The organism is Amycolatopsis sp. cmx-8-4 (genome assembly GCF_046548675.1).
Classification (GTDB): Bacteria; Actinomycetota; Actinomycetes; order Mycobacteriales; family Pseudonocardiaceae; genus Amycolatopsis.
Genome location: NZ_JAEBDZ010000011.1, coordinates 177,556 through 197,157 on the forward strand (window position 1 = coordinate 177,556; position 19,602 = coordinate 197,157).

Sequence of the window (19,602 nt, forward strand, 5' to 3'; positions counted from 1 at the left end):
GCACCTGTGGCAGTCACCGTGGCGGACCCCGAACCGGGCGCTTCGCAGCAATCCACCCGAACCCGGCGCTTCCCGCGAGCGTGGCTGCTGCGGCTGGCCGGCGCACTAGTGTCCGGATTCGCCTATTACCTGAGCTTCGCGCCGCGCCCGCTGTGGTGGCTCGCCCCGCTCGCCTTCGCCGGGTTCGCGCTCGTGCTGCGCGGCCGCGGCTTCCGGGGCGCATTCGGTTACGGCTTCGCGTTCGGGCTCGTCTTCTTCCTGCCGCTGCTGACCTGGCTGCTGGACTTCCTCGGCCCGGACTTCGGCCCGTGGCCGTGGCTCGGCCTGTCGGGCGCGCTGGCGCTCTACTACGGCCTGGCGGGCGGGCTCATCACGCTGGTGGCCCGGCTGCCGCTCGCGCCGCTGTGGGGCGCGCTGATCTTCATCGCCATGGAGACGCCGCGCGCGTGGTTCCCCTTCGGCGGGTTCCCGTGGGGCCGGGTCGCGTTCAGCCAGCCCGAAGGCGCGTTCCTGCCGCTCGCCTCCATCGGCGGCGCGCCACTGGTCGGCCTCGCCGTCGTCGTCAGCGGCTTCTGCCTCGCCGCGCTCGCCGGACGGCTCTGGGACACCCGTGACGCGCACCGGCCCGCACTGCGCGCCCGGCGCAACGTCCTGGCCGCCGTCGGCACGGTGCTGCCCGTCGTCGCGGGCCTGGCGCTGTGGCCGACCATCGGGACCGCCGCCCAGGACGGCGAGCGCACCATCGCCACCGTGCAGGGCAACGCCCCGGACATCGGCCTCGCGCTGCAGGGCGAGCGGGACCTGCTGCGCCGCAACACCATCGCCGAGAGCAACCGGCTGCTGGACGCGATCCGCGCCGGGAAGGTCCCGAAGCCGGACCTGGTTCTGTGGCCGGAGAGCGCCACCACCGTCAACGGCCCGGACCCGCAGGTCGACCAGCTCGTCGCGAACTTCGGCGTCCCGGCCCTGATCGGCGCGCTGTACGTGCTGCCGGACCGGCACATCCAAAACTCCGTCATCACCTGGGACCCGAACACCGGGCCCGGGCAGCGCTACGCCAAGCAGCAGCTGGTGCCCTTCGGCGAGTACGTGCCCGCCCGCAAGCTCGCCGCGCTCGTCACGCCGTTCGTGGACCAGGAGACCGTCGACATGGTCCCGGGTGACGGCGCCAACCAGACGCTGGGCGTCGCCGGCACCCGGGTCGGGGTGTTCGTCTGCTACGAGGCCGCGTTCGACTACCCCGCCCACGACGCCGTCCGCGACGGGGCCGAGCTGCTGGTCGTGCCGACCAACAACGCCTGGTACGGGGACAGCGAGATGAGCGTGCAGCAGCTGGCGATGTCGCGGCTGCGGGCGGTCGAGCACAGCCGGTCGGTCGTGGTGTCCGCCGTCTCAGGGGTCAGCGCCATCGTCGCGCCCGATGGCACGATCACCAGCTCAACCGGCCTTTTCACGGCCGACTCCCTGGTCGGGCGCGTGCCGCTGCGCACGCAGACTACGCTGTCGGATCGACTCGGTGCGTGGACGGAGTACGGGTTGCTGGCACTGGCGATCGCCGGGGTGGCCGGCGGGCTCGTACTCCGTTTTCGCACCCGGCGCAGCAGCGCCGGCACGGCAGGGGACACGGCGGACTGACCGCCGGGGATATCGGAGGAGCACGGATGTCGCAGGCGCCGCGGGGGGCCCGGGGAATCGAGCCGGTGCTGGTGGTGATCCCGACCTACAACGAGCGGGAGAACCTCGGGCCGATCCTGGACCGCCTGCACAAGGCACTTCCGGATGTGGACGTGCTGGTCGTGGACGACGGCAGCCCGGACGGGACCGGTGAGCTCGCCGACGAGCGCGCCGCGGCCAACGAGCGCGTCCACGTGCTCCACCGGACGGAGAAGTCCGGCCTGGGTGCCGCCTACATCGCCGGGTTCCGGTGGGGGCTGGCGCGGGAGTACAACACGATCGTCGAGATGGACGCCGACGGCTCGCACGCGCCGGAGGACCTGCCGCGGCTGCTGGACGCGGTCGGCGACGCCGACCTGGCCATCGGCTCGCGGTACGTGCCCGGCGGCAGCGTGGTGAACTGGCCGGTCAACCGGCAGATCCTCTCCCGCGGAGCCAACGTCTACTCGCAGCTCGCGCTGGGAATGCGCGTGCGCGACATCACCGCCGGGTTCCGCGCGTACCGGCGCCCGGTGCTGGAGAAGCTGGCCCTGGACGAGGTCAACTCGCACGGCTACTGCTTCCAGATCGACCTGACGCTGCGCACGGCCGACGCCGGGTTCGAGATCGTCGAGGTGCCGATCACGTTCACCGAGCGCGAGATCGGCGAGTCGAAGATGAGCGGCTCGATCATCCGCGAGGCGTTCCTGCGGGTGGCGACGTGGGGCGTGCAGCGCCGGACGCAGCAGCTGAAGCGGCTGTTCAAGCGCGGCTGAGCGCCGTCACGATCCAGGCTCTGGAGCCAAGGAAGACGCCGTCGGGGGTCTCGTGCGCGGTGAACGCCGTGCGCAGCCGATCCACGGCGGCGTCTTCGTCCTGCCCGGCGAGCAGTTCCTTCGCGTCCTTGAGGCCGAGGGTGAACTCGACCGCGGTCGCGGTGTCGGGCCCGTAGCAGACGGGTTCGCGCACTCCGGTGAACTCGACGCCGGTGAGGCCCGCGCCTTCGAGCAGCGCCCGCGTGCGCTCGGGGTGGCCGAGGGAGAAGTGCGCACCGGCGGGTGGCGGTGTCGTGCCGGGCGCCAGCGCGTCGTGGAGCACGGAGTACCACTCGTTGCGGTCACGCTCCTGCCAGACGAGCAGCACCAGGCGCCCGCCGGGCCGCAGGGCGCGCGCGATGTTCGCGAAGGCCGCGGGCGGGTCGGGGAAGAACATCGAGCCGAACCGGCTGAGCGCGACGTCGAACCGCACGGCCGGGAACGGGTGCGTTTGCGCGTCGGCGACCGCGAACGTCGCTTCTCCGCGTTCTGAGGCCGTCGCGATCGCCGCCTCGGAGACGTCGACGCCGAGGACGGTCCCGGTCACCGAGGCCCGAGCGGCCTCCCGGGTGGACTCGCCGGTCCCGCAGCCGACGTCCAGGACGTCCTCGCCGCGGGTGACGGCCGCCGCGGCCCGGAAGCGCTCATTGTGCGGCCGGACCTCGGCGTCGAACAGCGCCGCGAACTTCACCCGGTGCTCGGTCATGTGGTTCCCCCTCAACGGCCGGCGAGCCGCAGCTCGACGCCGAGTTCTGCAAGTTTCCGCACGTTCGGCTCGGTCTCGTCGGCGTCGGTGATGATTCCGGCGACGTCGGCGAAGGGCAAGACCGCGCACCGCGACGCCGCGCCGAGCTTCTCGGCGCTCGCCAGCACGTACGTGTCGGCCGCGCGCCGGGCCAGCGTCCGCTTCATCGCGGCTTCCTCGGCGTCGCCGGTGGTCAGCCCGGCCTCGGGGTGGACGCCGGTGACGCCGAGCAGGAAGACGTCGGCGCTGATCGCCTGAGCGGCCTCGGCCGCGGCCGCGCCGCAGGTGACCGCGGAGTGCCGGAACAGGCGTCCGCCCAGCAGGAACACCTCGATGCCCTCGTGGTCCAGCAGCGCGGCGGCGACGGTCGGGCTGTGCGTCACGACCGTCGCCACCAGGTCACGGGGCAGCGCCTTCGTGACGGCCAGGGTGGTGGTCCCGCCGTCGAGGATGACCGTCGACCCCGGCCGGACCAGGCCGGCGGCGAGGGCGGCCACCCGGTCCTTGCCCGCGACGGCGATCGACGTCCGGCTCGCGTAGTCGGCGACAGCGGGGGAGACGGGCAGCGCACCGCCGTAGACACGCTGGCAGAGGCCGGCCGAGGCGAGGTCCCGCAGGTCGCGGCGGATGCTGTCCTCTGAGACGCCGAGCTCGGCCGCGACGTCCTTGGCCAGCACCTTGCCTTCGGCGGCCAGCCGGCCTAGCAGCAGTTCGCGGCGTTCCCCGACCAGCATGCACGATCCTCCTTGTTCGTTCCGAGTCGTGCACATTATGGTCGCGGCATGACTTCTTCGACAAGCGTGCCCGGCCTCGACGTCCCCGACCACCGGGGCCGCACCGGCCTCGACCAGGCGGGCCGTGACCTGGACCGGAATCCGCGGGTGCGCGTCACCGACGTCGAGCTGCTCGCGGCCGGCTGGCACGTGCTGCGCCGCACGACGTTCGACTACGACCGCGGCGACGGGCACCGGACGACCGAGCAGCGTGAGACCTACGACCGCGGCAACGGCGCCACCGTGCTGCTCTACGACCTCGAGGGCGCCACGGTGCTGCTGACCCGGCAGTTCCGTTACCCGGTCTACGTCAACGATCACCCCGACGGGATGCTGCTGGAGGCCGCGGCCGGGCTCCTGGACGACCAGGACCCCGAGACGGCCATCCGCCGCGAGGCGCAGGAGGAGACCGGCGTCCGCATCGGTGAGCTGGAGCACGTGTTCGACGTCTTCACGAGCCCGGGCTCGGTCACCGAGCGGCTGCACTGCTACGCGGCGCCGTACCGCCCGGCCGAGCGCGGCGCCGGCGGCGGGCTCGCGGAGGAGGGGGAGGACATCGAGGTGGTCGAGCTGCCGTTCAAGGAGGCCCTGGCCATGGTGGGCACGGGGGAGATCGCCGACGCCAAGACGATCATGCTGCTGCAGTGGGCGGCCCTGGAAGGTCCGTTCAGCCGTTGGCCGTGAGGGGCACCCTCAGGGACGTAAAAGCCCTGAGGGTGCCCCTCACGGCCGGTAGGTGCCGCGTGCCGGTGCCCAGTCCTCCGGGCATGCGAAAGGCCCCCGCGGGGGGAGGTCGCGGGGGCCTTTCCGTTGTGGTGGGAGCAGGCTACGAGCCGAGTCCCGAAGAGGTCACGCGGACCGGGAGGTCCGGCGGCCCTTCAGCTCGGCGAGACGTTCGTTCAGCAGGTCCTCGAGCTCGGGGATGGTGCGCCGCTCAAGCAGCATGTCCCAGTGGGTCCGCGGCGGCTTGACCTTCTTCTGCTCGGGCTGCCCGCCATCGACGATCTCGGACTCGCTGCCGTGCAGCCGGCATTCCCACACCGTCGGGATCTCGGCGTCGTCGGAGAACGGCACCTCGAACTCGTGGTTCTTGGGGCAGGCGTAGCGCACGGTGCGTCGCGGGGCGAGGTCGTGGTTGCGGTCGGTCTCGTAGCTGACCGCTCCCAGCCGGCTTCCACGAAGAACACGGTCGGCCATGATGGGTCCTTTCAGTCAGCTCCGGGGTGGAGCCAGGGTGGTGCTCACCCTATGCAACGACTCAGGGTCTCCGGGGATTCCCGGTTCACCATGTCGTTGCTCACGATGAGCTGCGTCACCCGCCGGGATCAGCTTCCACTAGTAGGAGGCATTTCGCGCTCCGGCGTGACGTCAATACGGCCTTCTTAGTGCTGATATCCCCCGGATGGGCTACTCGGGCATCTCTCAGGTCAACCGTAACTGACCGTGATGAGCGGTAACGGGCCCCAGGTCACCCGCCCGAAAGTGGCGACGACACAATACCTGATAACGCAAAGTAGCCGTTTCGGCCTCAAATCGTGCTGAAGCTGAAGTTTCAACTACGGATTGTTCGGTATCTGCCACGACCACCGTATCGCCTTCGCGCACAACTTCGCCGTCGAGCACCCGCGCGTTGAACCGGCCGGTCAGCCCGCACCAGCACAAGACCTCCACCTGAACCGGCTGCAGCTCGTCCGCCAGTTCGAACAGACGTGCGGCCCCCGGGAACAGCTTGCTCCGGAAATCCGTCGCGATCCCGAAGCAGTAGACGTCGATCTGGACCTCGTCGGCCAGCTCGGCCAGCTGGTCGACCTGCCCGGGGGAGAGGAACTGCGCCTCGTCCACCACCACGTAGTCCACGTGCTGCCCGCGCGCCCACTCCTGCCGCACCAGGTCACGCACGTCGGTGTCCTCGCCGACCTCCACCGCCTGCCGGCTCAACCCGATCCGGCTGGAGATCTGCGGCGCGCCCGAGCGGTCGTGGCGCACCAGCACCAGCCCCCGTCTGCCCTGGCGCGCGTGGTTGTGGTCGATCTGCAGCGCCAGCGTCGACTTCCCGCAGTCCATCGGCCCGTAACAGAACTTCAGCCGGCCCACCGGCGGCGTCCCGCGGCGCGAACCGGCCGCGGGAACCGACGACAGCGCGTCCGTGGGATCGGGGCCGGAGGCCCGGTCGTTCAGCGAGGTCACGACAGCCGACCCTATCGGGGACTACAGCACCTCGGGCGGACGGTTGCCCGCGGCCACGATCGCGCGCCGCACCGGGACCAGCGCGACCAGCACCAGACCGGCCACGAAGAAGATCACCAGCGCCACGATCGCCAGCCGGAACGACCCCGTCGCCTGCCCGACCCCCGCGAACACCAGCGGCCCCAGCCACGACGTCCCGCGCTCGCCCACGACGTAGAGCGAGTAGTACTGCGCGTCCTTGCCCTGCGGGATCATCTGGCTGAACAGCGACCGCGACAGCGCGTTTGTCCCGCCCAGCACCAGCCCGATCCCCACCGCCACCGCCAGGAACTGCACCACCTTCCCCGGCTGGATGAAGTACGCCCCGACCAGCACCACGATCCACAGCACCAGGCTGCCCAGGATCGTCCGCTTCGCCCCGTACCGCCGCGCCACCAGCCCGTGCAGCGTGCCACCCAGGTACGCCACGAACTGGATCACCAGGATCGTCATGATCAGCACTTCGTCGCCGAACCGCAGCTCGTCCTTGCCGTACTGCGCCGAGACCGCCACCACCGTGGTGATGCCGTCGGTGAAGATCAGGTAGCTGCCCAGGAACGCCAGCGTCAGCGGGAACGCCTTCGCCGAGACGATCGTCCGCCGCAGCTCGCCGAACCCCGCCCGCAGCACCGACGTCCCCGGCGCCACGTCCACCGGCGTGTGGTCGCGGGGGAGCGCCCGCACCGAGGGAACGGTGAACAACGCCCACCACAGCCCCGAGGTCAGGAAGCAGATCTGCACCGCCGTGCCCTTGGACACCCCGAAGGCGTCGTGACCGAGGTAGAACCCCAGCTGCAACGCCAGCGCCAGGCCACCACCCAGGTACCCGAACGCCCAGCCCTTCGCCGAGATGTCGTCCCGCTCGTCCGGCCCGCCGATGTCCACCAGGAACGAGTAGTAGACGACCAGCGATCCGCCGTACCCGATGTTCGCCACGATGAACAGCGCCGCGCCCAGCTGCCAGTCCGACCCGGCCATGAAGAACATCGCCGCCGCCGCGGCCGCGCCCAGGAACGCGAACCCGCCCAGGATCCGCCGCTTGTTGCGGCTGCGGTCGGCCACCGCGCCCGCGATCGGCAGCACCAGCACCTGCACCACGGTCGCCACCGACAGCAGGTAGCCCCACGTCGAGCCGGCCGGGAAGTGCAGCCCGAACAAACTCACGTCGCAGTTGTGCAGCGTGTCCGACGCGCCGGACGCGTCGACACAAGCGTGGTCCCCGTTAAGGGTGAAGTTCGACTTCGCGTCCTCGGCCGCGATCGTGCTCATGTAGAGCGCGCCGAACACCGTCGTCGTCGACGAATAGAACGGCGAATTCGCCCAGTCGTAGAAATACCAGCCCCAGCGCTCGCGCTTGGTCGAGCGCGTTCCGGCCAGCGTCATCCACGGCTCCTCAGGGTCAAGAACGTCCAGGTCAGCGCGGAGACTACTGGGCAGTGCCGCCGCCGGTCCCGAAGTTCGCCGAAACCGTGTCCGGTTCGTCGCACCGTGATCATCCGCCACTTCCGTGGCAATCACATTCGACGCGTCACGGCGTGTCGCTCGCCGGCGTGAACGGTGTTTCGTGTGAGACTCGTGCGAGCAGTGTGTCTCTTGTGGTCAAAGAGGCACCCTCTTACTGTGCTCGCATGATCCACAACCGCCGACGCACCGTGGCGAGAACCCTGCTTCTCGCCTTCGCCGCTTTGGGTCTGCAGCTGACCGTCCCCGCCATCGCCTCCGCGGACCCCGCGTCGAGCGCCTGGGCCAAGCTGCGCATGTGCGAGTCGAGCGGCCGCTACGCCACCAACACCGGCAACGGCTACTACGGCGCCTACCAGTTCGACCTCCCCACCTGGCGCAGCGTCGGCGGCACCGGCCGCCCCGACCAGGCCGCCCCCCACGAACAGGACTACCGCGCCCTGTACCTCTACCGGATGCGCGGCTGGCAGCCCTGGCAGTGCGCCGGCATGCTCAAGCTCTCCGGCGACGGCGACGCCCGCAGCAAGCGCGTCCCCAGCTACGCCGACTCCGCCTACATCGGTGGCGGGGGACCGGCCCCCGCACCCACCCCGCCACCCCCGAGCGGCAAACCGGCGTGGCCGGGCGTCGTCTACGCCTACGGCGACTGCGCCGCCCCGCTCAAGACGTTCCAGCTCCGCATGAACGCCTTCGGCTACGGCTTCACCGGCACCGGCTGCTACCTCGAGAAGACCAAGGAAGCCGTCCTCGCCCTCCAGCGCGCCAACGGCATCAAGGACTCCGGCCTCCTCGGCCCCAAGACCTGGGACGCCGCCTGGAACGGCAAACCACCCCGCTGACGCCGGCGCCGGGCCGGGGGAGCAGCCCCCGGCCCGGCCCCGGCGTCACGGCAGGGGATAGAAGTAGTACCCGTCCCCGTCCAGCACGTGGTTCTCCGCCAGGAACCGGGTGAACCGCCGCACGAACTCCGCGTGGTCGGTGTCCAGCACCGGCCGCACCGTGAACGACGACGTCGCCGAAGCACCCTGCACGCTCTCGTCGACCGGATAAGCACCGCACACGTTGGTCAGCCCACCCGAGTGCCGGTTCCAGAACGGCCCCCACGTACTCGCACACCGCGCCTCGGCCGCCACCCGGTGCGCCTGCCGCGCCGCGACGTCGTAGAACAACCGGTTCTGCGGCCCGGTGAACCCGGCCGACCCACCCGACGTCCCCGGATAACCCGCGTACCGCCCGGCCGGCGCGACGTCCCGCACGAACCGCCCCGTCTCCGCGATCGGCAGCTCACCCGCCGAGAAGTCGAACATCGGCGTGAACCACGTCCGCAGCACGCAGTCCGCACCCCGCACGTACGCCGGATCCGACTGCCGCGCCACGTCGCACCGCACACCCGTCCCCATCGACGACCCCGTCAACGTGAACCGGCCGTCCGTCTCCGCCACCAGCCGCGACGACACGGTGTACGACGTCCGCTTCTCCGCGGCCACCGCCGCCGACGCCCCCGTCGCCGGCGGATCCTCGCCGTCCAGCGAGAACACCTCCGTGACGTCGGGAGCCGCCTTCCACTCCGCGATGCTCTTCACCACCGGCACGACCGACCGGTCACAGAACCCGGCACCACCCGTCGGCGGCCCGCACAGGATCGACACCCCGAACCGCGCCGTGTCCGCCACGTTGTCCGTCCGCCAGTTCACCAGCCGATGCGCCAACGCCACCTGCCGCGAGTCCTTCAGCACGTTCAACGTCGAAAACACGTACGCCGACGCCGTCCCGTCCACCACGCACTCCGGCTCCGGGCACGCGTAGTGCGCGAACTTCAGCTCCGTGAACCAGCACGCCCCGAAGGCGCTCTTCACGTAATAGCCATGCCGCATGTCCACATGACACTCGTCCAGCGACAACGGCTGATCCACCGGAGCCGTGTAGGGCTCCGAATTCGGCGGCGGCCCCACCGCCGCACCCGGCACAGCGACCAGACCCAGCAACGCCAGCACGGCGCAGAGCAGCACAACAGCACGTCTTCGCATGGATTCCCTCCCCAAGGAAGCCCGGAACCGGGCGGAAACCCACGCTAGCGAGACCGGCACGAACCGGTCACTCCGGCGAACAGGTGGACAAAATTCCCGTCACGCCTGCTGCCAGGTGCCCCGCTCGATCAGCACCTCACGCAGCAGGTCCGGCCGATCCGTCACGATCCCGTGCACCCCGAGGTCCAGCAGCGTCCGCATCTCCGCCGGATCGTCGATCGTCCACGTGTGCACCTCGATCCCGGACCGCCCCGCCATCGACACGAACGCCTTGTCCACCACCCGCAATGCCCCCTGCCGCACCGGCACCTGCGCCATCACCCCCAGCACCAGCCCGCCCAGCGGCAGCAGCGGCAGCTTCCCGCGCGCCCACAGGGCCAGCACCGACCGCGGCCCGACCGCCGTCACCAGCTTCGGCCCCGCCAGCTTCCGCAACCGCGCCAGCCGCGCGTCCGAGAAGGACGCCGCCGCCACCCGGTCCCGCGCACCCGTCCGCGCCAGCACCTCCACGAACGGCTCCACCGCCCGATCGACCTTCACATCGATGTTGAACCGCGCCTCCGGCAGCTCCTCCAGCACGTCCTCCAGCCGCGACAGCGCGACCTTGCCCCCGACCTTCACGTTCTTCAGCTGCTCCCACGTCTGCGCCGCGATCGCCCCCGACCCGTCCGTCGTCCGGTCCAGGTGCGTGTCGTGGTGCACCACCACCACACCGTCCGCCGTCGCGTGCACGTCCGTCTCGATGTACCGGTACCCCTCCGCGAACGCCCGCTGGAACGCCGGCAGCGAGTTCTCCAGCCCCGCCAGCTCATCGAGGTGCCAGCCACGGTGCGCGAAGGCACGGGGGAGCGGATCAGCCAGGTACGGGAAAGACGCGCGCATCCCTCAAGTGTGCACTTCCGCCATGACCCCGGCATGAGCAGACGATGGCCAGCTAGGGTCTCCCGGGTGAGGGAAGCCGCCGAACTAGCCCAGCCACCCGTGGACGACCTGGCCCCGGCCCGCCGCGGCGCCCCGAAGCACTGCGGCTGGTGTGGCCGACGCCTCCCCGAAGGCGGCAACGTCGGCCGCCGCCGCCGCTACTGCGGCCAGTCCTGCCGCCAGCGCGCCTACGAACGCCGGACCGCGCTGCAACGCAGCGGCCTCCCCGAAGACGCCGTTGTGCTGTCCGACACGGAAATCGCCGCACTGCAGGACCGCCTGTTCCAGCTCCGCTGCGCCGCCGAGGACATCGTCACCGCCGCCGACGACGGCGCCGACGCGGGAGAGCTGCGCGGCCTCGCCGCCGACATCGCCCGCGCCGCCAAGGACCTCGAACAACTCCGCTGACCCACCCGCACCGAGTCGCCGATCAGCTCAAGCCGTCCAAAGCGCGGTAAGTGCGGTTGCTCGCCGCCGCCGCACGCTGCTCCCGGCCCGTCGCCTCGATGTAGTTCTGGCTCGTCGCCAAGCTCGCGTGACCCAGCAGCGCCATGATCTCCGACGCCGTCGCACCGTCCTCCGCCAACCGCGTCGCGAACGTGTGCCGCAACGCGTGCAGGTTCGCACCCACCGGCACCCGGTCGTGCAAACCCGCACCCCGGTAACACGACTTCACCAGGTACTCCAGCGCGCCCCGGCCGATCGGCTCACCCGCGCGGTCCACCAGCAACGGCGAACCAGGGGAGGACCGCACACCCGGGAACCGCACCCGGCACGACTCCCGGTACCGCTCGATCAGCTCCGCCAGCACCGGCTGCACCGGGATCGACCGATCCCGGCTGCCCTTCCCCTTCACGTGCAACCGCAGCTCACCGGCGCGCCCGACCAGCGACCGCGGCGTCAGCGCCCGCATCTCCGCCGCCCGCAACCCCGCCACCAGCCCCAGCGCGATCACCAGCACGTCCCGCTCCGGCCACGGGTCCCGCGCCCGCCGCGAACCGGCGGCCGCCGCCGACAAGAGCTGCTCCGGGGTTTCCTCACCCCGCAACGGCTTCGGCGTCAACGCCGGCGTCCGCGGCCGCGCCACCGCACCCATCGGGTTGCCCGCCAGCAGCCCGTCCGCCACGCAGAACGTCAGGAACTGGTTCCACGTCGACCAGGCCCGCAGCACCGAGCTCTTCGCGTGCCCGTCCGCGAACACCCCGAACACCGAGCGCAGGGCCTGCCCGGTGAGGTCGGCGACCGCCAGGTCCTCGGCGGGGCGGCCGAGCTCCGAAACCAGGAGAGTGGTGATCCCGGCCAGATCCCGGCGGTAGGCGTCAGTGGTGTGCGGCGAGTCCTTGCGCGGCCGGCGGGCGGCGAAGAAGGCTTGCTGGGCCTCGGAAACCTTCATGGTGGATCTTGTACCGTACGGCACCGACAATTCCGCTCACCGGGTCCCGTCCGATTTCATGCATAATTGCCATTATGCATGAAATGTCGGAATCGCCAGGGATCCGCTTCCGGGGGATCCCGGATCTCACCTGACGGCCTTCGAGGCCCTCTGACGGCTCATCTGACACACCGCGGGGTATGCGCACACATGTTCGACTGCCACCTGGGGCGCCTGGGCCTGAAGCCGGCCGAGGGCAGATCTCCGGATGACGCCCGATGAGCCCGTCAAGTCTCGCTGACGTGCGTTCGGCCTAACATTGGGTACTCTAGTTTCGTCACCGTGACGTTTTGCGGTCGGGTGACTGGACATCGAATCCGCGGCTCCAGGGGATGTCTCTCGCGGTCCCAAGAAACCCTTCCTGGGCACCCCTGAGACTCAGGAGACTCCGTACGACGACGCTGGCACCCCGCTCCTGGCCGTTCTCTCAGGAGAAGCCGTCCTGGCGAAGAATCCCCGTCGAGTTCGGCTTCTTTCGCCCCTCTTGGGCGTCCGCCGCAGGCACTGCCCTAGTGCCGATAATGTACATTATGTCAAGTAACCGGGATCCGGCGCTCCCTCGTCGTCCGAGAGGTCCTTCTGGACCCAGGCGACGTCACGCCAGGCTCCGTGCTTCCAGCCCACCTTGCGGTAGACGCCCGCGGGCTCGAACCCCAGTGCGCGGTGCAGTCCGGCACTCGCGTCGTTCGGCATCGTCATCCCGGCGAACGCCCGCCGGTATCCGCGTTCCCGCAGGCTGCTGAACAACGTCTCGTACAACGTGCGGCCGGCGCCTGTCCGGCGTCGGCCGGGTTCCAGGTAGATGCTCGTCTCGCACGACCACCGGTACGCGGCGCGCTTGGCGAACGGGCCGGCGTAGGCGAACCCCCGTACCTGTCCGTCTTCCTCGAGGACGAGCCAAGCGTGCGCGCCGGCGATGCGGCGGGCCATTTCTTCGGTGTCGGGTGGTTCGGTTTCGAAGGAGATCACCGTGTCGGTGACGTAGGGCGCGTAGATGGCGGCGCAGACGGCTGCGTCGTCCGGGGTGGCGTCTCGGACTTTCATGGCTCCTATGGTAGCCATATCGAGTCGTATAGTATCAAGTGATGACCGATCCCCTGACTCTTCGGCTGGCGGCGACCGTGCATACGGCGCGGACGTCCCGAGGCCTGTCCGTCGCCGTGCTGGCCGAGGACTCGGGGGTGTCCCGGGCGATGATCGGGAAGATCGAGCGGGGTGACGTCCAGCCGACGGCGGCGTTGCTGGCGAAGCTGTCGGCCGCGCTGGGGATGACGCTGACGGAGCTGATCGCGCGGGCCGAGGGTGACGAGCGGCGGTTGGTGCGGGCGGCGGAGCAGCCGGTGTGGGTGGATCCGGATTCCGGGTACCGGCGCCGGTCGCTCTCCCCCGCGTCCGGGCGGCCGTTGGAGCTGGTGGAGATCGAGCTGCCGGCGGGTGCGGCGGTGCCGTTGCGGGCGAGCACGTTCCTGCACCAGCAGATCTGGGTGCTGGCCGGGCAGCTGCGGATGCGGGAGGGCACCGAGGTACACGAGCTGGACGCCGGGGACTGCCTGCAGCTGGGGTCCGCGCCGGACCGGGTGTTCGAGAACCCGGGGTCGCTCCCCTGCCGGTATCTGGTCGCGCTGGTCCCCCGGGCCACCTGACCAGGTGATCCCGGGTGCCGTCGGGGCGTGGGGCCGTTAGTTTCGCGCGATGCGGTGGCTGCGGAGGATCTGGTACCGGTGTGCGGAGTTCCTGCTGGTGTTGCTGGGGCTGGGGTGGTTGATCGCGCCGAACACCGGGCTGGACGTGGTGTTCCTGCTGGCGTGGGACGTGTTCGCGCTGGTGGCGATCGTGTCGCGGTGGGTGCGGATCCGGCGGTACCGGCTGGTGGGTGACGAGGCGGAGCCGTCGTGGTTGCACAGTCTCCTGGGGCGGCGGTGGAACTTCGCGGCGACGCTGGTGGTGAGTGTTGTCGGGATGACGGCGGGTGGGTTGATCCTGGTGGCGAACGCGATCGCCGACGAGGACGACGAGATGGCGTCGGTGCTGCAGATCAGTGCGGTGCCGGCGGTGCTGGCGGCGTGGATCCTGCTGCACTTCGGGTACGCGGACCGTTATGCCCACCTGCACTACCAGGCCGCGCCGGAGCCGGGGTTGCGGTTTCCGGCCACGGAGCGGCCCAACTTGCTTGATTTCGCGTACTTCGCGTTCACGGTGGGGACGTCGTTCGCGACGTCCGATGTGGAGGTGCGGGCGCGGCCGATCCGGTACACGGTGCTGACGCACAGCGTGGTGTCGTTCGTCTACAACACGGCGATCCTGGGGATCGCGGTGGGTGTGATCACCGGGAAGTAGCGAAGGCGTCGACGCCGGTGAGGCCGGCCGAGAGGGTCCAGAGGCGGTCGGCTTCGGCGGGGTCGGTGGCGTAGGGCCGGACGCCGTGGCGGAGGCCGGCGTCGGTGACGCCGTCGCCGGCGGGGGCGGGTTCGGCGATGTCGCAGTCTTCGAGGTAGACGCCGCCGAGGCCGTCGAGCCGCGGTGAGGTGGCGGCCCAGACCTGGGTGGCGGCGCCGGCTTCGGGGGTCTTGAAGTAGGTGCTGGGGGTGCCGTTTTCGTCGATCCAGCCTTGGGCGACGCGTTCGTCCTGCGGGATGTGGCGGACGAGGTGGGTGAGGATCGAGCCGGGGTGCAGGGCGAAGGCGCGCACTCCCCTGGCTTGGCCGAGGCGGTCGAGCTGGACGGCGAAGAGGATGTTGGCGGTCTTGGCCTGGCCGTAGGCGAGCCACTTGTCGTAGCCGGTTTCGAAGTGGGGGTCGGTCCAGCGGATCGGTGAGAAGTGGTGGCCGCGGGAGGAGACGGCGACGACGCGGGCGCCGTCGGTGATGGCGGGCCAGAGGCGGTTCACCAGGGCGAAGTGGCCGAGGTGGTTGGTGGCGAACTGGGCTTCCCAGCCGGGGCCGACGCGGGTTTCGGGGGTGGCCATGATGCCGGCGCCGGTGATGACGATGTCGAGGCGGCGGCCGGTGGCGAGGAAGCGGCCGGCGAAGGTGTGGACGCTGTCCAGGTCGGCGAGGTCGAGTTCGCCGACTTCGGCGCCGGTGATGCCGGTGAGTGCTTCCTCGGCGACGGCGGGGCGGCGGGCCGGGACGACGACGTGCGCGCCGGCGCCGGCGAGGGCGCGGGTGGTTTCGAGGCCGATGCCGGAGTAGCCGCCGGTGACGAGGGCGAGCTTGCCGGTGAGGTCGATGCCGTCGAGGACGTCCGCCGTGGTGCTGGTGGCGCCGAAGCCGGAGCCGATCTTGTGCTGAGGGGTGCCCATGGTTTCGACCGTAGGAGCTGGAGTGCGCTCCAGGGCAAGTCCGGGTGAGGATGGCGGGGTGGAGCGGGTGCTGGTGCTGGGGCGTGGTGGTGCCGGGAAGTCGACGTTCGCGCGGCGGCTCGGTGTGGTGTGCGGGTTGCCGGTGGTGGAGCTGGACGCGGTGTTCTGGGCGGGCGGGCTCGCGGGGTTGTCGCGGGTGGAGTGGGTGGCGCGGCAGCGGGAGCTGGTGGCCGGGCCGCGGTGGGTGCTGGAGGGTGATCTCGGGCCGTACGACGTGCTGGAGGTGCGGCTGGCGGTGGCCGACACGGTGGTGTTGCTGAACTTCTCGCTGGTGCGGTGTGTCTGGCGGGCGGTGCGGCGGGGCCGGGAGCGGGCGGACTTCTGGTGGTGGGTGCTGGGGTACCGGCGGCGGTCGTTGCCGGGGCTGCGGCGGGTGCTGGCGGAGTCCGGTGTGGACGTCGTGGAGCTGCGCTCCCCCGGTGCGGTGGAACGGTTTCTCAGGGAAGCAGGTTGAGGGCCGTGACGGCGTGGTCGGTCCAGGCGGCGATGAAGCGTTCGGGTTCGAGGTCGCCGGGGTGTGTCCGATGAGGACGTCGAGGATCGGGTAGTGCTTGTAGAGGGCGCCGGAGCCGGGGTTGAGGTCGCAGGCGGTCTGGCGCGAGGGGGACGTGACCGGGTTCCGGTTCCGCTCGGTGCTGCCCGGACTGGGGCCGGGCCCGAAGATCGTGTCCCGGATGACGCTGACTCCCGGTGAGCGGGTCGACGTCGTGCTTCCCGACCGGCTGAAGAACCGGGCTGGCGCGCCGGGTGTCGACGTTCGAGGCGTCCTTCTCCTGCGTGCCGGTCGACGGCGGGATCCGGGTGACGCGGCGGATCGTGTTCGGGTTCGCCGCTCCCCTGCGTCCGCTGCTCGAGCCGATTCTGCGGCGAGTCTTGGAGCGTTGACTGAAGCAATGAATCAGTGCTTCACTTCTTGATGTGCCCTACCGCCGCACCCCGAAGGTGCAGGAACGCCTCGACGCGCAGCGCGAGACGATCGTCTCCGCCGCGCTCGGCCAGCTGGCCGAGCGCGGCTACAGCGGCTGTTCCGTCGCCGCGGTCGCCGAGCGGGCCGGGGTGGCCGTCGGCAGCGTGTACCGCCACTTCCCCACCAAGGCCGACCTGGTCGTGCACGTGTTCCGGCAGGTCGTGACGCGGGAGGTCGAGGCGGTCCGGGCGGCGTCGGCGGGGCTGGGCTTGCCCGCCGAGCGGGTCCTGGCCGTGTTCGAGACGTTCGCCCAGCGCGCCCTCAAGGCCCCCCGGCAGGCCTACGCCCTGCTGGCCGAGCCGGTCGACGCGCTCATCGACGCCGAACGGCTCGAGTTCCGTCGCGCGTTCACCGACGTCGTCGCCGAGCACGTCGCCGCCGGCGTGCGGGACGGCTCGCTGCCGCCGCAGGACGGCCGGATCACCGCGGCCGCGCTCGTGGGGGCCGCCGCCGAGGTCTTGATCGGCCCGTTGACCAGTGGAAACGAACAGGACGTCGCCGCTCTGCGCGCGTTCGTCCTTCGCGCTCTAGGAGGTTCCGATGCCCGCCACGCATGACGTCGTCAACCAGGTCCCGCCGCTGAACGGCCACGACGTCGCCGCCGAACCGGCGCTGCTGGACGGCCTCGAGCGGGCCGGGGCGGGCTGGGCCGCGGCCGAGGTGCATGAGCTGGGCCGGCTGGCCGGCAGCGAGCTGGCCCAGGACTGGGGCCGGCTGGTCAACGAGCACGAGCCGGTGCTGCGCACCCACGACCGTTACGGCCACCGGATCGACGAGGTCGAGTTCCACCCGCACTGGCACGACCTGATGACGGTCGCGGTCGAGCACGGGCTGCACGGGACGCCGTGGCGGGACCCGCGTGAAGGCGCGCACGCGGCGCGGGCGGCGAAGTTCTACGTCTGGGGCCAGGTCGAGGCCGGGCACAGCTGCCCGATCTCGATGACCTATGCGGCGATCCCGGCGTTGCGGGCGAACCCGGAGCTGGCGGCGCGGTACGAGCCGCTGCTGGCGGCGACCGAGTACGACTTCGGGCTGCGGGAGCCGACATCCAAGCGCGGGCTGATCGCGGGCATGTCGATGACGGAGAAGCAGGGCGGCTCGGACGTCCGCGCGAACACCACCACGGCGACGCCGTCCGCGGATGGCAGTTACACCCTCGTCGGGCACAAGTGGTTCACCTCCGCGCCGATGTCCGACATGTTCTTGACGCTGGCGCAGGCGCCGGGCGGGCTGTCGTGCTTCCTGCTCCCCCGCGTCCTGCCCGACGGCTCGCTCAACCCGATCCGGCTGCAGCGGCTGAAGGACAAGCTGGGCAACCGGTCGAACGCGTCGTCGGAGATCGAGTACGACCACGCCGTCGGCTGGCTCGTCGGCGAGGAGGGCCGCGGGGTCCGCACGATCATCGAGATGGTCAACAACACCCGCCTCGACTGCGCGCTCGGCAGCGCGTCGGGGATGCGGCTGGGCGCGGTGCGCGCGGTGCACCACGCCACCCACCGCTACGCGTTCGGCAAGGCGCTGGTCGACCAGCCGCTGATGGCGAACGTGCTGGCCGACCTGGTGCTGGAGTCGGAGGCGGCGACGACGGTGGCGATGCGGCTCGCGGCCGCGGGCGACCGGCCCGGCGACCCGCGGGAGCAGGCGTTCCGGCGGCTCGGGCTGGCCGTGTCGAAGTACTGGGTGTGCAAGCGGGCGCCGGCGCACGCGGCGGAGGCGCTGGAGTGCTTCGGTGGCAACGGGTACGTGGAGGAGTCCGGCATGCCGCGGCTCTACCGCGAGGCGCCGCTGATGTCGATCTGGGAGGGCTCGGGCAACGTCGCGGCGCTGGACGCGTTGCGGGCGATGGGCCGGCAGCCGGAGTCGGTGGCGGCGTTCTTCGAGGAGGTCGAGCTGGCCGCGGGTGGTGACGCGCGGCTGGACGACGCGGTCGACCGGGTGCGCAAGGAGCTGACCGACCTGGACGGGATCGAGTACCGCGCGCGGCGGCTGGTGGAGTCGCTGGCGCTGGTGCTGCAGGGGTCGCTGCTGGTGCGCCACGGCGACCCGGCGGTCGCGGACGCGTTCTGCGCGTCGCGTTTCGGCGGTGACTGGGGCATCGCGTTCGGCACGCTGCCGGCCGGCGTCGACACGGGCGCGATCATCGAGCGTGCCGCGGTCCGCTAGCGGCCGAGAGCGTCGAGGGCGGCGGCGACCGCCGCGGCCCTCAGCTCGTCGACGGGGGCGTCGGGGAACTGCATGCAGACGTCCTGCAGGCCGCCGAGGGCGAGGATCGCGCGGGCGGCCTGCTCGAGTGTGGGTTCGGGGCCGCTGATCAGCTCGGTGAGTACGACGCCGGCCGCGACGACGTCGAGTACCTGTTCGGCGACTCTATCACGGCCATCTCCCCCGACGGTTCGGTGACCTTCGACCACGCCGCGCCCCGGAAGTTCGACATCGTCGTCGGCGCCGACGGCCTGCACTCGAACGTCCGCCGCTTGGTCTTCGGTGAGGAAGCCGGGCAGACCCGGTTCATCGGCGCCTACCTCGCGGTCCTGTCCCTGCCCGACGTCCTCGGCCTCGACGGTGAGACCGTCGCCCACCTCGGCGCGGGGCGCACCGCGGCGATCTACAGCGCCCGGCACATGGACGACGCCCGCGCGGTGTTCCTCTTCCGCCGCGACGAGCCGCTCGACTACCACCACCGCGACGTCGCCCGGCAGAAGCTACTGCTCCGGGAAGCTTTCGCCGGGATGCATCCGCAGGTCGACAGCTGGCTGGCCGAGCCGGCCGTCGAGCGCACGTTCTACTTCGACTCGATCACGCAGCTGCAGCGCGACACCTGGTCGAAGGGCCGCGTCACCCTGGTCGGCGACGCCGGGTACTGCCCCGGCCCGGCCGTCGGCGGCAGCACCAGCCTCGCCGTGCTCGGCGCGTACGTCCTGGCCGGCGAGCTGGCCGCGGCGGGTGGTGACCACACGCGAGCGTTCGCCGCCTACGAACGGGAGCTGGGCGACCTGGTGCGCAAGAGCCGGGCCTTCGCGCTCGGCGCGGCCCGGAGCCTGATCCCGGGTTCGCGCGCCGGGGTCTGGGCGCTCGCGCGTGGCGGGCAGCTGGTGTCGGCGTTGCCGGCCGGGCTGACCCGAACGATCGCGAAGCTCAACACCGGCGGCGTGCGGATGCACGACTCGATGACGGTCAAGGACTACACGGTCACCCCGGTCGTGAGTGGTTAGGGCGGTTAG

At 71.0% G+C, this 19,602-nt stretch carries 23 protein-coding genes; 12 read left to right on the plus strand and 11 right to left on the minus strand.

All coding sequences use genetic code 11. The features are described 5' to 3' along the window. Nucleotides 1–6: 6 nt before the first annotated feature. Nucleotides 7–1,635 carry an apolipoprotein N-acyltransferase gene (lnt, locus tag ACLJQZ_RS24385; RefSeq protein WP_410622185.1) on the plus strand — a complete coding sequence of 543 codons (1,629 nt, stop codon included), beginning with the start codon at nt 7–9 and terminating at the stop codon, nt 1,633–1,635. A gap of 26 nt (nt 1,636–1,661) precedes the next feature. Next, a complete protein-coding gene (locus ACLJQZ_RS24390) occupies nt 1,662–2,429 on the plus strand; it encodes a polyprenol monophosphomannose synthase (protein ID WP_326949648.1) in 768 nt (255 codons plus the stop codon). On the opposite strand, the gene ACLJQZ_RS24395 is transcribed toward ACLJQZ_RS24390, so the two are convergent. Together ACLJQZ_RS24395 and ACLJQZ_RS24400 are read right to left on the minus strand one after the other, a co-directional pair. After that, nucleotides 2,416–3,174, minus strand: a complete 759-nt coding sequence (locus tag ACLJQZ_RS24395; protein ID WP_410622186.1) for a class I SAM-dependent methyltransferase — start codon at nt 3,172–3,174, stop codon at nt 2,416–2,418. The two genes, ACLJQZ_RS24390 and ACLJQZ_RS24395, sit on opposite strands and share 14 nt — an antisense overlap. Nucleotides 3,175–3,185: 11 nt before the next feature. Continuing rightward, complete coding sequence (locus ACLJQZ_RS24400; protein ID WP_410622187.1) at nt 3,186–3,947, minus strand: DeoR/GlpR family DNA-binding transcription regulator; 762 nt, start codon at nt 3,945–3,947, stop codon at nt 3,186–3,188. Between the two features lie 48 nt (nt 3,948–3,995). Between ACLJQZ_RS24400 and ACLJQZ_RS24405 the strand changes: the two genes are divergently transcribed. Beyond that, nucleotides 3,996–4,670 (plus strand): NUDIX domain-containing protein, encoded by a 675-nt coding sequence (locus ACLJQZ_RS24405; RefSeq protein ID WP_410622188.1) that lies wholly within the window; start codon nt 3,996–3,998, stop codon nt 4,668–4,670. A gap of 165 nt (nt 4,671–4,835) precedes the next feature. On the opposite strand, the gene ACLJQZ_RS24410 is transcribed toward ACLJQZ_RS24405, so the two are convergent. The 3 genes from ACLJQZ_RS24410 to ACLJQZ_RS24420 all read right to left on the minus strand — a co-directional run bounded on the left by ACLJQZ_RS24410 (nt 4,836) and on the right by ACLJQZ_RS24420 (nt 7,595). Further along, a complete protein-coding gene (locus tag ACLJQZ_RS24410; RefSeq protein WP_003081521.1) occupies nt 4,836–5,183 on the minus strand; it encodes an RNA polymerase-binding protein RbpA in 348 nt (115 codons plus the stop codon). A 225-nt stretch (nt 5,184–5,408) separates the two neighbouring features. Beyond that, the gene (locus tag ACLJQZ_RS24415) at nt 5,409–6,173 is read right to left on the minus strand and encodes a thymidine kinase (protein WP_247051822.1); all 765 of its coding nucleotides are present in this window, start codon (nt 6,171–6,173) and stop codon (nt 5,409–5,411) included. Nucleotides 6,174–6,194: 21 nt separating this feature from the next. Beyond that, nucleotides 6,195–7,595, minus strand: a complete 1,401-nt coding sequence (locus ACLJQZ_RS24420) for an MFS transporter (protein ID WP_410622189.1) — start codon at nt 7,593–7,595, stop codon at nt 6,195–6,197. Nucleotides 7,596–7,840: 245 nt separating this feature from the next. Here ACLJQZ_RS24420 and ACLJQZ_RS24425 point away from each other — a divergent pair, with 245 nt between their 5' ends. Next, nucleotides 7,841–8,512: a transglycosylase family protein gene (locus tag ACLJQZ_RS24425; protein WP_410622190.1), complete on the plus strand. Its 672-nt coding sequence runs from the start codon at nt 7,841–7,843 to the stop codon at nt 8,510–8,512. Nucleotides 8,513–8,557: 45 nt separating this feature from the next. Here the strand turns inward: ACLJQZ_RS24425 and ACLJQZ_RS24430 are convergent, their stop codons facing one another. Next, entirely contained in the window at nt 8,558–9,700 is a 1,143-nt protein-coding gene (locus tag ACLJQZ_RS24430; RefSeq protein WP_410622191.1) for a hypothetical protein, read from the minus strand. A gap of 99 nt (nt 9,701–9,799) precedes the next feature. Next, nucleotides 9,800–10,582 carry a glycerophosphodiester phosphodiesterase gene (locus ACLJQZ_RS24435; RefSeq protein WP_410622192.1) on the minus strand — a complete coding sequence of 261 codons (783 nt, stop codon included), beginning with the start codon at nt 10,580–10,582 and terminating at the stop codon, nt 9,800–9,802. Nucleotides 10,583–10,648: 66 nt separating this feature from the next. Here ACLJQZ_RS24435 and ACLJQZ_RS24440 point away from each other — a divergent pair, with 66 nt between their 5' ends. Beyond that, nucleotides 10,649–11,029 carry a hypothetical protein gene (locus ACLJQZ_RS24440; RefSeq protein WP_326949640.1) on the plus strand — a complete coding sequence of 127 codons (381 nt, stop codon included), beginning with the start codon at nt 10,649–10,651 and terminating at the stop codon, nt 11,027–11,029. Between the two features lie 22 nt (nt 11,030–11,051). Here the strand turns inward: ACLJQZ_RS24440 and ACLJQZ_RS24445 are convergent, their stop codons facing one another. Both ACLJQZ_RS24445 and ACLJQZ_RS24450 read right to left on the minus strand, forming a co-directional pair. Continuing rightward, on the minus strand, nt 11,052–12,014 hold the full coding sequence (locus ACLJQZ_RS24445) for a tyrosine-type recombinase/integrase (RefSeq protein ID WP_247051816.1): 963 nt from the start codon (nt 12,012–12,014) through the stop codon (nt 11,052–11,054). Nucleotides 12,015–12,581: 567 nt separating this feature from the next. Then, nucleotides 12,582–13,097: a GNAT family N-acetyltransferase gene (locus ACLJQZ_RS24450; protein ID WP_410622193.1), complete on the minus strand. Its 516-nt coding sequence runs from the start codon at nt 13,095–13,097 to the stop codon at nt 12,582–12,584. Between the two features lie 41 nt (nt 13,098–13,138). Here ACLJQZ_RS24450 and ACLJQZ_RS24455 point away from each other — a divergent pair, with 41 nt between their 5' ends. Both ACLJQZ_RS24455 and ACLJQZ_RS24460 read left to right on the plus strand, forming a co-directional pair. Further along, the gene (locus ACLJQZ_RS24455; protein WP_410622194.1) at nt 13,139–13,696 is read left to right on the plus strand and encodes a helix-turn-helix domain-containing protein; all 558 of its coding nucleotides are present in this window, start codon (nt 13,139–13,141) and stop codon (nt 13,694–13,696) included. Nucleotides 13,697–13,745: 49 nt separating this feature from the next. Next, nucleotides 13,746–14,390, plus strand: coding sequence for a DUF1345 domain-containing protein (locus tag ACLJQZ_RS24460; protein ID WP_410622195.1), 645 nt, complete (start codon nt 13,746–13,748; stop codon nt 14,388–14,390). Here the strand turns inward: ACLJQZ_RS24460 and ACLJQZ_RS24465 are convergent. Then, nucleotides 14,377–15,354, minus strand: a complete 978-nt coding sequence (locus ACLJQZ_RS24465; RefSeq protein WP_410622196.1) for an SDR family NAD(P)-dependent oxidoreductase — start codon at nt 15,352–15,354, stop codon at nt 14,377–14,379. The genes ACLJQZ_RS24460 and ACLJQZ_RS24465 overlap by 14 nt on opposite strands. Before the next feature lie 58 nt (nt 15,355–15,412). Between ACLJQZ_RS24465 and ACLJQZ_RS24470 the strand changes: the two genes are divergently transcribed. The 4 genes from ACLJQZ_RS24470 to ACLJQZ_RS24485 all read left to right on the plus strand — a co-directional run bounded on the left by ACLJQZ_RS24470 (nt 15,413) and on the right by ACLJQZ_RS24485 (nt 18,544). After that, nucleotides 15,413–15,868, plus strand: a complete 456-nt coding sequence (locus tag ACLJQZ_RS24470) for a DNA topology modulation protein FlaR (protein ID WP_410622197.1) — start codon at nt 15,413–15,415, stop codon at nt 15,866–15,868. A gap of 293 nt (nt 15,869–16,161) precedes the next feature. Continuing rightward, nucleotides 16,162–16,299, plus strand: a complete 138-nt coding sequence (locus tag ACLJQZ_RS24475) for a hypothetical protein (RefSeq protein WP_410622198.1) — start codon at nt 16,162–16,164, stop codon at nt 16,297–16,299. A gap of 33 nt (nt 16,300–16,332) precedes the next feature. Further along, complete coding sequence (locus ACLJQZ_RS24480) at nt 16,333–16,938, plus strand: TetR/AcrR family transcriptional regulator (RefSeq protein WP_410622199.1); 606 nt, start codon at nt 16,333–16,335, stop codon at nt 16,936–16,938. Then, the gene (locus ACLJQZ_RS24485) at nt 16,922–18,544 is read left to right on the plus strand and encodes an acyl-CoA dehydrogenase family protein (protein WP_410622200.1); all 1,623 of its coding nucleotides are present in this window, start codon (nt 16,922–16,924) and stop codon (nt 18,542–18,544) included. The genes ACLJQZ_RS24480 and ACLJQZ_RS24485 overlap by 17 nt, the downstream gene beginning before the upstream one ends. Here the strand turns inward: ACLJQZ_RS24485 and ACLJQZ_RS24490 are convergent. Continuing rightward, entirely contained in the window at nt 18,541–18,792 is a 252-nt protein-coding gene (locus tag ACLJQZ_RS24490) for a hypothetical protein (protein ID WP_410622201.1), read from the minus strand. The two genes, ACLJQZ_RS24485 and ACLJQZ_RS24490, sit on opposite strands and share 4 nt — an antisense overlap. On the opposite strand from ACLJQZ_RS24490, the gene ACLJQZ_RS24495 reads away from it, so the two are divergent. Beyond that, on the plus strand, nt 18,778–19,593 hold the full coding sequence (locus tag ACLJQZ_RS24495) for an FAD-dependent monooxygenase (protein ID WP_410622202.1): 816 nt from the start codon (nt 18,778–18,780) through the stop codon (nt 19,591–19,593). The two genes, ACLJQZ_RS24490 and ACLJQZ_RS24495, sit on opposite strands and share 15 nt — an antisense overlap. Nucleotides 19,594–19,602: the final 9 nt, after the last annotated feature.